We start from the raw sequence: 12,611 nt of genomic DNA, 5'->3' as shown, positions 1-12,611 counted from the left end.
AAAATATGAATTATGACCATTAACTTACCTATAGCCACAGAAATTATACCAATGGTCTTGCAATTGCAACCTGCGATCGCATTAACTGACGATCAGTTTTATGAGTTTTGTCAGCTAAACCGTGATTTTCGCATTGAACGTACTGCTGTGGGAGAGTTAGTGATTATGCCCCCTACTGGTTCTGAAACCGATCGACATAACTTTGATATTATTGTTCAGTTGGGTATTTGGACAAAGCAAGATGGTACAGGGGTAGGGTTTGGTTCCAGTGGTGGATTTACTTTGCCGAATGGTGCAGTGCGTAGGCGTAGCCCGTCGTAGACATCGCCAGATGCGGCGTGGATAAAACGCGATCGCTGGGAAGCCATACCATCAGAACTGCGAAAAAAATTCGCACCGATTTGTCCTGAGTTTGTGATTGAATTGCGTTCTGAGACTGATAACTTACGAATTTTGCAAGAGAAGATGCAAGAGTATATTGATAATGGGACGCAACTTGGTTGGTTAATTGATAGAAAACAGCGCCGAGTTTTTATTTATCGCCCTAATATTGCGGTTGAACAATTGGATAATCCTAAGACACTTTTTGGTGAACCGTTGCTACCTAGGTTTGTTTTAGATTTAAGTCAGGTTTGGTAGAGAGCAAGCTAGTTTTATAGGAACGAAATCAAAATTTTAGGAATCTATGGCGGCAAAAGACATATTCCATGATGCAGTAAAACGCGCTTTGGAGAACGAGGGTTGGCTCATCACTAATGACCCGCTTTTCCTCCGTTTTGGCGGTTTGGATATGTACATCGGCCTTGGTGCAGAGAAAGTTTTAGCAGCTGAACGAAATCAAGAAAAAATTGCGGTTGAAGTTAAAAGCTTTGTTGCTCCATCTACTACAACTGAATTTAGTACTGCTTTAGGACAGTATCTCAAATATCAACTAGCACTTGAAGAAGAACAACCTGAGAGACTTCTATCTTTAGCAGTTCCCTTAGACACCTATCGTTCTTTTTTTACCTTAGAACTGCCACGCTTATTAATCCAACGTTACCAAGTTGGGTTGATTGTTTTCGATCCACAAGAGGAGACGAATGCCTACGGCACACTTCGTGAACGTAAAATGGCAAAAGTAGAACAGTACCGTCAACTTATTCAAGAACTGTTGCTAGGTTACAGTGAAATCAAAGCCAGCAACGAAGAAGTCGAAGCAGAAGTTATTTTTGATAGAGAGCGCGTTGGGCTTTGCCCCGCCGTAGGCATCGCTACCAAGTTGTTCATGCGGGGTGGTCAAATAAGCGTCGCGTATATGGTTGTGTTTTGCATCTAGATATTAAAAACGAAAAACTTTGGATTCAACACGATGGTACTGAAGGAGGTATTGCCAATGAACTTATTAGTCGAGGTATACCCAAAAAAGACATCATTTTGGCTTTTCATTCACCCTTTAAACGACAATTTACCGAGTTTGCTGTTGGTTAAAGTAATTTAAATGGCTAAACTTTTCGTGATTTAGGATATAGCCAAAAGCTAAACAAACGGCTAACTCTAGGCATGACAATATATGTCAACAGCAAAACCATAGTAATCGTAACGATCAACGAAATAATCAAGGGTGGTAAACCACGAAGTAGGGGGACTATAAACGTACTCAACAAATTAATTAACACATATACGGCTCCCCAAGTTAGCAATGCTATTTTGTAGCGCGGTGGAGTTTTCAGTGGTTGACCGGGAAGAGAAAACCAAGCTTCTAATCCACAGATTTGTTGAACATAAGGATCGGATTCTACCAAATGCTTACCTTGATTCAGCCAATATTCACGATCGCGCGATGTCATCCACACCTTTAAATTTTCATAACCGTCAAACCGGAAGATGATCGCATATTCATTTCGCACACCAAGTTGGGGACGAATCACATTTGTTCCCAGATGACCTATATAGGTTCTGGAAACCCTGGTAATTTCTTTCAACCAAGCCTCGTAAGCACTTTCGCATCCTGGCTTTACAACTTGTGTAATGACCACGGTTACAAATTGATCGTCCTGTTCCATCTCCATTCGTTATGCCAATCAATTTTGGATTTTAGATTTTTTACGTAGCTTGATTTTCGCAGAGCAAGTATAAATTTGCTTGTTCTGAAACATTTTTCTTTCAATTGGGGATTTTCAATTGAAAATCCCCAATTTGGTCATTCTCAACCCAAGGGATATCCAGGTTTTCCAACCTCAAGCCGAACAACATTAGCAGGAACGACACCCGTGGGCGGAGGTAAAAACATTCCACCATTAGTTACAACATAAATCGCGGTGCAATCGCCCTCAGTTTGACCAAAAGCCACGGCTGTGCTGCCAATTACACCTTGCTCGGCTTGAGCAATAATAGTAGTACTGCGATCGGGTGCAATTCGTACCACACTGTTGTAAATGTGCGTTGCTCCATAAAGGTTGCCTTCTACATCAAAGGCAAAGTCATCAATATTAGTTTGCTCAACAAAAATTTCCGGCTCACCTGGTTTATCAGTGCTATCAACGGGAATCCGCAACAGTAACATTTTTTCCGTATTTGAAACGTAGAGGAAATTACCAAAACGCTTCAAGCCATTTGCAGCCGGAAACACGCTCTCCGAATTGCTACGAGCCAGCATTGGATGTTCTAGCCAAATTGATCCACTGGGTTGAACAACATCAATCAGCCAGATTGCACCACGATAGGAATCTGCTGTCAAATACTGAGTGTCAGAAAGTGGGGTGATGCCATTGAGAAATATTGCGTCTGGCAGTGTCAGCAACGTTTCCACCGTGCCATCACTTTTAACTAGAGAAACCACAGGTATAGAATCAGCATTCCAGCCTGTTGCTACTAGATCGCCGTTGCTAGTGAAAGCAAGACCACTTACTTTGCCTTCAACAGTCGCATGAATTTGCTGATTGCCATCTGGGGTAATGCTAACAATCTCGCCAACTTCGTGATTGGTTACAAAGATTGTGCCATCTGGTGCGCTCGCTAGATTTTCTAAAAAAGTATTGACTGGGAACGAGGTAATAATTTTAGCAGGTGCTAATTCAATCGGCTTATCAGCGTAAATAGGCGGTAAACCTGCGGAATCTCCCATATTAACCTACCATTGTACTTGAATAGGGCCACCAAACTTTCGCATCTCTGCAAAAAACAGTCCTTGCGCTCCTCCATCGGGAAGCGTTGCTAAATAGACAGCAGTTTCGGCTCCTTCTTCTGCCGTGAACGGCGCATCATCTCCCCCCATATCTGTCTTCATCCAACCTGGAGAATAAGCATTTACGAGAATATTAGTACCCTGGAGTTCCTTGGCGAGAAGCACAGTTAGTCCATTTACTCCCACCTTCGAGAGTCGATAGGATGGCGCTAAAGGGTAGTAGTCAGTGGGAACTGATGTTAGAGATGCCATTTCCGTTGAGATATTGACAATGCGGCCGTAATTTTGCACCTTCATCAACGGAATTAAGGCTTGAGAAATTCTGAGTACCGCTAGAACATTAGTTTCAAAGGTCGATCGCATTGTTTCCAGTTGCACAGTCAGTAAGCTGGACTCTTCCGGCTTAGTTGTGGGATTTACGCCTGCATTATTGACCAGAATATCTACTTTGCCGTAAGTTTCACGTAGCCACTCGGTAAACTGTTGCACACTTCCATCATTGGTGACATCCAGAGTGTGATAATCAACATCAAACCCTTTATTGGTAAGCTGACCTTTAGCAGCAAGACCATCTGTTTCATTACGACTCGTCAGAATTACGCGGTTGCCAATTTTGGATAATTGACGGGAAATAGCATATCCTAGCCCTCGATTGCTGCCTGTTACCACAGCAATCCTTTTTTCAGTCGTCATTTTTATGACCTTGAAACTGCTTGTGATTTTACTGTACTGAGATGCGGTGAATTAAGCAAGTTGATTGCAATGATATGTTCAGTCAATGAGATTACTTACGTTTAATTCAAACTCGAAGCTTGCCGTCCACCTAAGCATTGTCCTCTTTACAGTGGCAATAATTTTAATCTTCATGAGTTAAGCCTGATTTAACCGTAGATTGTGAAAAGATTATAGTTAAAGCAGGTGAAGTAGCCACAAAGCAATTATGACCACCAACTTACCTGTAGCCACAGAGAGAGTTTATACCAATGGTTTTGCAATTGAAACCTGCGATGTTTACAACGGGCTACGCCTACGCACTAACCGAAGATCAGTTTTATGAATTCTGTCAGCTAAACCCCGACTTTCGCATCGAACGCAATATCTAAATCTTGAATTGCTTCATCTGAAAATGAATAACTACTCATTTATCAGACTCCTCAGCAATTTTCCGAATTTTTTCTTGAAATCTAGCGAAAACAACTTCGCCATCAGTTACTTGTCCTTTAGCAATTTGTTCAGTTCCTACAACAATTTTTTGGCGTAATTCTTCAATTCGCCGTTGCCGTTCTCTTTCTTGAAGCAACTTAAAAGCTTCAGCGATCACATCCTCTGCACTAGCAAATCTACCACTTGCAATTTACGCTTGAATAAATTGCTCTATTTCTGACTTGAGTGTGATATTCATAACTTGTACCTCAGCTAAAAAATGGATGCATTAACTAGAACTGCAAAAAAAGTTTGTACCAGTTTGTGATTGAATTGTGTTCTAAGAGGTTGTTTGAAAAGTGTTTCGCTGTGACTTTAGGCACTTTAGATCCCCCCTAACCCCCCTTAAAAAAGGGGGAACCGGAATCAAAGTCCCCCCTTTTGAAGGGGGATTTAGGGGGATCTAAAATTTTTGATACCGACAAGAGAACTTTTCAAACATCCTCTAAGAGCGATCGCTTGCAAATATGGTAATAATACTTAATTTAAATTCCTAATTTATATTTATTTTATAATTAGATTGAAACACTTATTTTTCTTTAAAAATATCAATTAATATTATTAGCTAAATAAAGTATATCTTGTACTCCAAATTTAAATAATTTGATAAATATGCAGCTATAAACTAAATAGTTACAAAGTAAGGTTTAAGTGTTTATACAATTATAGTTTTAATCATAATTTGAATATATTGTATTCAATGGCTAATCTGAAGCCAACCAATTATTTTTAATTTTTGAGGAATCAATGTTTAAAAGAACATATAGGAAAGAGGCTCAACAGAGGCTACGCAGTGCAGTAGATAAATACGAAAACGTCTGTAAGTCTTTACAAGATGCGGCTGCAAGTCTTTATCAAAAGCGAGTCAAGCGTGGGGTTGAGACTATTAAACTTTGCGAAAGTTACATAAACACACTGGCAAATTCACCAAAAGAATTCAGCAAAGTTATTGCTGAACTTAAATTTCAGCTTAAAGAAATTACAGGTAAAGACTGGGAGCTAATTGATGCAGGCAACAACAAAAACTTTGTAGCAGGTTCTACTGCTGGTGCTGGATTAGTTGCAGGAGCAGGACTTGCCTTTCTTGGCCCAACAGCTGCGATGGCATTACTTGAACAAATTGATCAGGATTACAAAACTACTGTAGCTAATATTATTGCTACTTATGAAAAATTGGATAACTTAGCTCAAGCAGCTTTTAACCCTAGTTTAAATGTAGAATTGAGGCTACAAGCTAGTATTAAACTAGCAGTGGCATATAATGTTCATGATTCTAATATTATTCATAATGTCGATGAGCTAGACTTATTTATGTTTAGCTGAGTGGGGCTGAAGGATACAATTTTATAAAAATCGGGGCTGAGAAATAAATCTCAGTCCCGATAAAAAAGCGGGCTAACCGCTATTTATATGGTTAACCCGTGCAGCTTTGGGAACGCGCAGAGAAATTGTTATTGCAATACCAACTTCACATTGGCGTTTTGCAAACCGCGCTGTTTTACTTCAGCCAAAGTTTTGTTAACGGCATACTTTTGGTTGATTGAGTTGATCAACTCGGTTTGGTTGTGCTTCTTAGCAACGCCCCACAGGTCAGCGATTAGGTCAAAAGAACCATCGCTGTTGCGAGACCAGCCGAGGTCATATTCGCCATCCAACATAGCTACAATGTCAGAACGGACGCGCTGACCGTTATAACCACGGACATCAGCTTCAGTCTTTACGCTGATACCGAGGTCGCGCAAAGAAGCTTTGAGGATTTCGGCATCGGTGATCTTGGTACGCAGGGTGCTAAAGTGAGACATTTGGGTTTCCTCCAATGAGAAGATTGAGAAAAACGACAACGGTTTGTTTCGGGCGAAGCCGCTCTTAGGATGCGGCTTTTTCTTATAACTGCTAGCATTCAGAGCTAGCCTTTCCCCCTGGGATGGCAGAGGAAAGCTTTTAAAACTCCATTCGCTGATATTCAGCTACGGAGGATGCTGCGGGGCGTGCGCGCTGTCTGGCCCAATCTCTCAGAGCCGTTACTTGTTCTTGCATCGTTCGAGACAGCGGCAATGTTGCCTTCAGTGCAGCAATAATATCTAGTTGGGTGAACTCCCGATCTTGGGCAAAAGCTTCATACATTGCCGCAACGATCGCTTGTTCAACTTCTGCCCCAGAAAAGCCATCAGACATCTTGGCTAGTTGCTCAAGATCGAATCTAGAGATGTCTTCACGGCGCTTGGTCAGATGAATATTAAAAATGTGTTGCCGTTCTTCCGGTGTTGGCAGATCGACAAAGAAAATTTCATCAAAGCGTCCTTTCCTCAAGAATTCGCCAGGTAAGCGTTCTACTCTGTTGGCTGTTGCCATCACGAACACTGGTGACTTCTTATCTTGCATCCATGTGAGGAAAGAGCCGAAGATTCTGCTTGAAGTTCCCCCATCGGAATCAGAAGAACCTCCACTACCAGCAAAGGATTTATCCAATTCATCGATGAACAAAATCGCTGGGGAAATTGATTCTGCTGTTTTCAGGGCGTTTCGCAAATTTGCTTCACTTCGTCCCACCATTGAGCCGTCGTAGACTCGGCCCATATCCAACCGCAGCAGTGGTAAACCCCACAGCCGGGAAGTCGTTTTGGCAATTAATGACTTACCGCAACCAGGAACACCAAGAATTAACATCCCCTTCGGTTGAGGCAAACCATACTCTCTCGCTCTTTCTGTGAAAGCGTTAGAGCGTTGCTTGAGCCATCTTTTTAACTCTTCTAAGCCACCTACAGCATCAATGGTTTCATCTTCTTCGATGTATTCTAAGATGCCATTGCGCCGGATTAGTTGCTTTTTCTCAGATAAAACGATATCTACTTCATCTTCCGTCAAACGCCCTGTAGTTACCTGCGCCTTTCGGTAGACTTTTTCAGCTTCATCTTTAGTTAGACCTAAAGCTGCTCTGAGAAGCTTTTCTCTAGCCTCTGTTGTCAACCGCCGACCACGATTTTGGTCTACGTGCTGAGTCAGTACTTTATTTAACTCTGCCATATCTGGCAGTGTAAAATCGATAACAACAACTTCTTTTTCCAACTCTATAGGTACTTGTTGCATTGGGGACATCAAAATGATGTTCTTTTGCGTACCTTTAAAGCTAGCGATCGCATCACGTAACGATCTATTTGTTGCAGGCGCATCAATAAAGGGGTGTAAATCTTTAAGAATAAATATACTCGGTTCTTTCTGCCGGATTATCCACTCAATCGCCGCCTCTGGAGAAACGGTATTATGTTGGGTGACGTTCCGGGGTTGACCATATTCCACAATCCCGTGTGTCACTGTCCAAACAAATACTCGGCGCTGGGGCTTCAACAACTGGGCGATTGTGGAAACTGCTTGCTCGGCCCGCTCTTCCTCGGAGGTCACAAGGTAGATTAAAGGGTATTGAGCTTGAATTAGGATATTGAGCTCTTCTTTCATACTTCGACCTACTTGAGACCTTATAGAGACAGTAGAGACATTGCTTCTGGTAAAGACAACCGAACCATGAATAAATAATCCATAATTCCTATCTAGCAAGGAACTAACTCTTCCTCACCCTTGGGGTTGGTTTCATCTCCATCCATCTCATCAATGGAAAGATGTTCTTGACCGACTACTCCTGGTTGATTGCCCAAAGTAACCAGTTCCCCATCACGTAAGACTAGCGAGCTATCACAAGTTGGGCATGAATAAACTCTATGAGCCCGCCCAAAAGAAGAATCTTCCAATTCGTCAACCAATTCTTGATTAGATAGATAAAAACCAAGGGCGCGTTCGGCAAGTTCTGACATTGGTTCGGAATCAACTGCTGAACGAATCTTCAGTTTTCTGTGCAACTCTGGCGATAAATACAAAGTGACCTTTTGCTTAGTTTGCGTTTGCATATAACTCTTTAACGGTCTTACCCGGGTATGTATATCAACTTATCGGTTCTTCTATTGGTTGTCAAGACAGCAAAACGTTTTGACGCTACTTTTGTTACATTTGTTTATATCAAAAGCTGAAATGCTGTTTATTGAGTGATAAATCCCTCACGACAAACCTCTTCGAAGTTAATCAGGGCTTAGGATTCAAATCCTGAAACCTCAATGGCAATTAGCGATCGCTAATTAATGATTCCCTAACTTGGCTTATTTTTTAACTATTTGGAGTGTAAGCGGATTAAAGTTGAACACTTTTCCGGTTGTAAACAACTGATATCCACAGGAGATGCCAGCGAATGACACCAGCAGAGAAAAAAGTGAAACTGAACCGATTACAACACCACTGGCGATGAATAGAGCAATTCCGATCCCAATCAAAACCCATCCTAGTTTGCGATTATCGCGCCCACCCCAATTTAGAGCTACGACACCTCCCATACACAGCAAAATTCCAGGTGTGCTGCGTAAGTAGACGCTCACATAAATACTTGTACTTAAAAATGTAATGCCTGCGAGGATTAGCCCTAAACCAATAAGCTTGCTAGCAAGAATTACTTGATCTTCCTCTTCTTTACTAGTGGTAGGTGCTGTAATTTTTGTTGGCGCGGAGCTTGATGGAGGGTTTTTTGTAGCAGATGCAGAGTGTTGTTGCACCCTAAACATAAAAGTTATTTTGTCTCCTTGTCCAAAGGAAACTCTGTCTCCTGGATGTAGTGGACAAAAAACTTGAGGTTGAAGTTTCGCACCGTTAATGTATGTACCATTAGAACTGTCCAAATCGGTAATATGGTATTCGTCCCCATTCACCCAAATTTGTGCGTGGATGCGAGATGCCACATCCGAATCTGGTAAACCAGAAATATCAATATCTGGAGGTTTTTGGTCGTTTGGCTTACCAATGGAAATTACAGAAAGATTTGGTGGAAATTGCAAAGATGTGTTGGTTTGGAAGTGAAAAAGCTCCAAAGTTAGCTCGGCTTTCTGAGATGCACTGTACATAAAATGTGTGATAAAGCACTCTTTATAAGCTTCTCTACTGAGGAGCCAAAAGAGAATGGTAAATATCCTGAAAGAATATTTAATTTTTAATGAGCGCTCTTTCAGTGCAAGGTATTGATCTGAGTTTCTGGTATTTCTATAAAATCAGTGACTTTGGCAAAATGTGTAATGTAAATGGCTACTGCTAATAAAATTTGTAGTTTGGGGCGAAGAATTTATCGGTTTGCTGCCAGCGTTAGCGCGTTTATTGCCCTGTTAGTAATTATTTGGGGTTGTACTGCAAATGATTTTAACGCTGGAGCGATCGCATGGAAAACTTATAGCAACTCTCGTTATGGCTTTGAATTTCCATATCCGAGTAACTGGACTTCTTCAGCAGGCCCAGCAAATGGTGATGGAATTGCCTTTATTTCGCCCCAAAACAAAACGGTGGAAATTCGAGGATGGGCAAGTCAGCAGTTACTGAATTCGATTGTTACAGAGCAAGAGCCAGTGAAAAATATCAAACCCAACTTTCAAACCGCCCAAGGAGTATCTGGGGTGCTAGTTGTAGAAGTTGATCAAAGAGTAGCTTCTATGACACTGACACTCACTCAGGATCAAGTGAAATACTGTTGGCAGGGACGAAGCAAAAGCCAAGAATTTCAAGATTACTATCGTTTGTTTTATTACATTGCCCAGCAGTATCGAATTTCAAAGTCTTGAGTTAAGACTGGAGTTTCTTTAGCGATACCAAACTTAAAACCTTTATATTGATGATATTTATCCACCTCTGACTTTTTCTTGCGATAATTCCCAAGGGGGACGCGCTCTCCACTGGTTAGTCAAAGGGGGATAGATGACACTCAAGCGGTTGGTTTTAATTTTTGTGCTAACGCCGATAGCAGTTCTGTTGGCAGTTTCGGCTTTATTCGGTAGTTGGCAAGAACCCCAGTTCCAAAGTCGCCTGGAACTGTACCAAACCAATATTGCTTTGCAGGCCCAAGCTTGGCAATCAGAAGATAGCGGTGATGACAATCTTCAAGGGATTCGGGAAGCGATACTTGGTGAGCAACCACTAGAAAGCGCTACAAAGCAATATCAGGAGGCACGTCAGTCAGTTCAAGCGAATTTGGACAAAGTTAACAATAAGCTTGCACAATTACGCTCTCAATCTGAAATAACTCCCATACCTCCTAAACCTCTACCTGAAGTTCCTCCGACTACTAAAACCTCTAAACAAGGAAAGCAACAGTTACAGCAGTCCCTAAAGCAATTACAAAAATTACTGGCTGAATTAGACCTGCGCCTGGGAATTTTACAAGCACAGCAAGGACAGACGGATACAGCCCTGAAAACTTGGAGTGAATTACAAGAGCGCTCAGATGTCAATCCAGAGTTTGGAGAAACCGCAGCTGTATTGAGTGGACTGTGGAGCAATCCTCCCCGTCTGCTCCAAAATGCTCAAGAACGGATTCAAAAGAATCTAGAAGGTTGGTTTCGCTCTACTGCTTTGGTTCAGCTATACCAACTCCAACAACGACAAGAAGCTTTATTAGCAGTAAAAGCTGCACAAAAAGAAACTGCTGCTCAAGCGGTGTTGAAATTAGCGGTTATTGGTACTATTCCTACCTTGGCGGCTTTAATTGGTCTAATATTGCTGATTTTATTATTTGCTCAACGCTTGTTGAAAGGAAAAGCCTCGTTACTAGCTCAAAATGCTGATATTCCTTGGTCAACGCCTTGGGATGGTGAAACGGTTTTGCAGGTTTTTATTGTAGGCTTTTTCTTTATGGGGCAAATTTTTGTGCCCTTGGTGATATCGGTCCTACCCATTCCGCGCCCTATTGTTGATGTGCGACTTCAGGCATTTTCTGTTTTGGTTAGTTACCTATTGGTAGCATTAGGTGCGCTGTTAGTGCTGTATTTCTCTCTCAAGCCATTTTTTCCGCTACCAGAATTTTGGTTCCGCTTCCGTTTTCAAAATAACTGGTTTCTGTGGGGACTGGGCGGCTATTGTACGGCTTTGCCTATAGTTGTGATGGTATCTTTAATCAATCAACAGCTATGGCAAGGGCAGGGTGGTAGTAACCCCCTGCTGCAACTGGCCTTAGAAAGCCAAGATGGGGTAGCACTTGGTATATTCTTCTTTACAGCAGCGATCGCTGCTCCTTTTTTCGAAGAAATTCTGTTTCGTGGCTTTTTGCTACCTTCTCTAACTCGTTACTTACCCGTATGGGGATCGATTATAATCAGTAGTCTGTTATTTGCGATCGCTCACCTCAGCTTATCGGAAATTCTTCCCCTGACAGCATTGGGGATCGTTTTAGGGGTAGTTTACACGCGATCGCGCAACCTCCTTGCTCCTATGCTCCTACACAGCCTTTGGAATAGTGGTACATTATTAAGCCTATTTGTTTTAGGTAGTAATTAATACTTAAGCGTACTGTTGTCAAAAATGTAAATATCTGATTTTATCTCCTTATGTAAGAACAATTTACTGGTTATAATTGGCTCCAAGCATAAATACTAGCTGAAAAGCCAATTCAGATAATGCTGTTAACATAGACAACCAAATATCTAGTTAAGCATTTATTCTTATCCGGGTGATTTTAGCCAATAACTGAATTTTGTCATTGGTGCAATGGCGTTTTACTACCAGTGGAAGCGATCATAAAAAACCCGGAAATAATACTGATGGACTTGTAAAAAGTGGTATAGCAGTTTTTGAGGATTATTGAGATTTATTCTTCTCAAGACCAAATGTCTTACTTGAAAAGCTGCAAAACTTCTGCAACAGAGTTTGCAGTCATCCAATCCACCAAACCAAAATTTATTAAGGAGCGCCAGATTTTCAAGCTATGCCGCAAGACATTTTAGCGTCTCCTCTAAAATAGAAGCACGCTGATTTTAGTCATTTTGGGGCTTACTTGTACTGAAAAAATTAAAAATGTATTTATTAAGCAAGTAAATGTATTTGCTTTGATTACAATAAAGACTTTATTTTTATATCTTACTTATCAAGGAGCAGCATTTAATATGTCAAATCTCAACCCCAGTCACCCTACCAAACAACTTCTAGCTGGTTACTGTGGCATTATCCTTGGAGGATTTGGGGTTCATAAATTTATTCTAGGATACGCTCCAGAAGGCTTTATCATGTTGGTGGTTTCTGTAGTTGCGGGTTCTTTCACCTACGGTATTGCCTTGTTAATTATGCAACTTGTAGGTTTAATCGAAGGCATGATCTATTTGAATAAGCCTCCTGAAGAATTTGTAAATACCTACTTTGTGAATAAGCAGGGCTGGTTCTAAAAACTTAAGAT

Annotated in this window: 14 protein-coding genes and 2 pseudogenes; 8 read left to right on the top strand and 8 right to left on the bottom strand. The window is 41.3% G+C overall.

Annotation, left to right across the window (positions count from 1 at the left end):
• Positions 1-12 precede the first annotated feature (12 nt).
• From NPUN_RS02690 to NPUN_RS44655, 4 genes and pseudogenes are all read left to right on the top strand, one after another.
• Positions 13-639 (top strand): annotated as a pseudogene (locus NPUN_RS02690) (Uma2 family endonuclease).
• A 46-nt stretch (positions 640-685) separates the two neighbouring features.
• Positions 686-1,078: pseudogene (locus tag NPUN_RS02685) on the top strand (XisH family protein); the annotation flags it as partial.
• Positions 1,079-1,111: 33 nt separating this feature from the next.
• Complete coding sequence (locus NPUN_RS44660; RefSeq protein ID WP_419788452.1) at positions 1,112-1,318, top strand: element excision factor XisI family protein; 207 nt, start codon at positions 1,112-1,114, stop codon at positions 1,316-1,318.
• Positions 1,309-1,470, top strand: a complete 162-nt coding sequence (locus tag NPUN_RS44655; protein ID WP_419788176.1) for an element excision factor XisI family protein — start codon at positions 1,309-1,311, stop codon at positions 1,468-1,470. Before NPUN_RS44660 ends, NPUN_RS44655 begins: the two co-directional genes overlap by 10 nt.
• A 14-nt stretch (positions 1,471-1,484) precedes the next feature.
• Here the strand turns inward: NPUN_RS44655 and NPUN_RS02675 are convergent, their stop codons facing one another.
• The 4 genes from NPUN_RS02675 to NPUN_RS02660 all read right to left on the bottom strand — a co-directional run bounded on the left by NPUN_RS02675 (position 1,485) and on the right by NPUN_RS02660 (position 4,487).
• Positions 1,485-2,045 (bottom strand): putative antibiotic biosynthesis monooxygenase, encoded by a 561-nt coding sequence (locus NPUN_RS02675; RefSeq protein WP_041565145.1) that lies wholly within the window; start codon positions 2,043-2,045, stop codon positions 1,485-1,487.
• A 143-nt stretch (positions 2,046-2,188) separates the two neighbouring features.
• Positions 2,189-3,106 carry an SMP-30/gluconolactonase/LRE family protein gene (locus NPUN_RS02670; RefSeq protein WP_012407320.1) on the bottom strand — a complete coding sequence of 306 codons (918 nt, stop codon included), beginning with the start codon at positions 3,104-3,106 and terminating at the stop codon, positions 2,189-2,191.
• A 6-nt stretch (positions 3,107-3,112) separates the two neighbouring features.
• Positions 3,113-3,859 (bottom strand): SDR family oxidoreductase, encoded by a 747-nt coding sequence (locus NPUN_RS02665; protein ID WP_012407319.1) that lies wholly within the window; start codon positions 3,857-3,859, stop codon positions 3,113-3,115.
• Between the two features lie 445 nt (positions 3,860-4,304).
• Positions 4,305-4,487, bottom strand: a complete 183-nt coding sequence (locus NPUN_RS02660) for a hypothetical protein (protein WP_336884920.1) — start codon at positions 4,485-4,487, stop codon at positions 4,305-4,307.
• A gap of 629 nt (positions 4,488-5,116) precedes the next feature.
• On the opposite strand from NPUN_RS02660, the gene NPUN_RS37285 reads away from it, so the two are divergent.
• Positions 5,117-5,692: a hypothetical protein gene (locus NPUN_RS37285; protein ID WP_012407318.1), complete on the top strand. Its 576-nt coding sequence runs from the start codon at positions 5,117-5,119 to the stop codon at positions 5,690-5,692.
• Positions 5,693-5,820: 128 nt separating this feature from the next.
• On the opposite strand, the gene NPUN_RS02650 is transcribed toward NPUN_RS37285, so the two are convergent.
• From NPUN_RS02650 to NPUN_RS02635, 4 genes are all read right to left on the bottom strand, one after another.
• Positions 5,821-6,171 (bottom strand): DUF1257 domain-containing protein, encoded by a 351-nt coding sequence (locus tag NPUN_RS02650; protein ID WP_012407317.1) that lies wholly within the window; start codon positions 6,169-6,171, stop codon positions 5,821-5,823.
• Positions 6,172-6,310: 139 nt separating this feature from the next.
• Positions 6,311-7,822 carry a stress-responsive protein Ycf46 gene (ycf46, locus tag NPUN_RS02645; protein ID WP_012407316.1) on the bottom strand — a complete coding sequence of 504 codons (1,512 nt, stop codon included), beginning with the start codon at positions 7,820-7,822 and terminating at the stop codon, positions 6,311-6,313.
• A 92-nt stretch (positions 7,823-7,914) separates the two neighbouring features.
• Positions 7,915-8,268, bottom strand: coding sequence for a slr0373 family blue light stress response protein (locus NPUN_RS02640; RefSeq protein WP_012407315.1), 354 nt, complete (start codon positions 8,266-8,268; stop codon positions 7,915-7,917).
• Between the two features lie 246 nt (positions 8,269-8,514).
• Positions 8,515-9,306 carry an FHA domain-containing protein gene (locus tag NPUN_RS02635; protein ID WP_012407314.1) on the bottom strand — a complete coding sequence of 264 codons (792 nt, stop codon included), beginning with the start codon at positions 9,304-9,306 and terminating at the stop codon, positions 8,515-8,517.
• Positions 9,307-9,480: 174 nt separating this feature from the next.
• Here NPUN_RS02635 and NPUN_RS02630 point away from each other — a divergent pair, with 174 nt between their 5' ends.
• From NPUN_RS02630 to NPUN_RS02620, 3 genes are all read left to right on the top strand, one after another.
• Positions 9,481-10,011 carry a hypothetical protein gene (locus NPUN_RS02630; RefSeq protein ID WP_012407313.1) on the top strand — a complete coding sequence of 177 codons (531 nt, stop codon included), beginning with the start codon at positions 9,481-9,483 and terminating at the stop codon, positions 10,009-10,011.
• Between the two features lie 133 nt (positions 10,012-10,144).
• A complete protein-coding gene (locus tag NPUN_RS02625; protein WP_012407312.1) occupies positions 10,145-11,719 on the top strand; it encodes a CPBP family intramembrane glutamic endopeptidase in 1,575 nt (524 codons plus the stop codon).
• 605 nt (positions 11,720-12,324) lie between these two features.
• On the top strand, positions 12,325-12,600 hold the full coding sequence (locus NPUN_RS02620; protein ID WP_012407311.1) for a TM2 domain-containing protein: 276 nt from the start codon (positions 12,325-12,327) through the stop codon (positions 12,598-12,600).
• Positions 12,601-12,611: the final 11 nt, after the last annotated feature.

This window comes from Nostoc punctiforme PCC 73102, assembly GCF_000020025.1.
GTDB classification, from domain to species: Bacteria; Cyanobacteriota; Cyanobacteriia; order Cyanobacteriales; family Nostocaceae; genus Nostoc; species Nostoc punctiforme.
The sequence above is the reverse complement of the archived record's forward strand: the minus strand, read 5'-3'. Positions and strand labels throughout refer to the sequence as shown.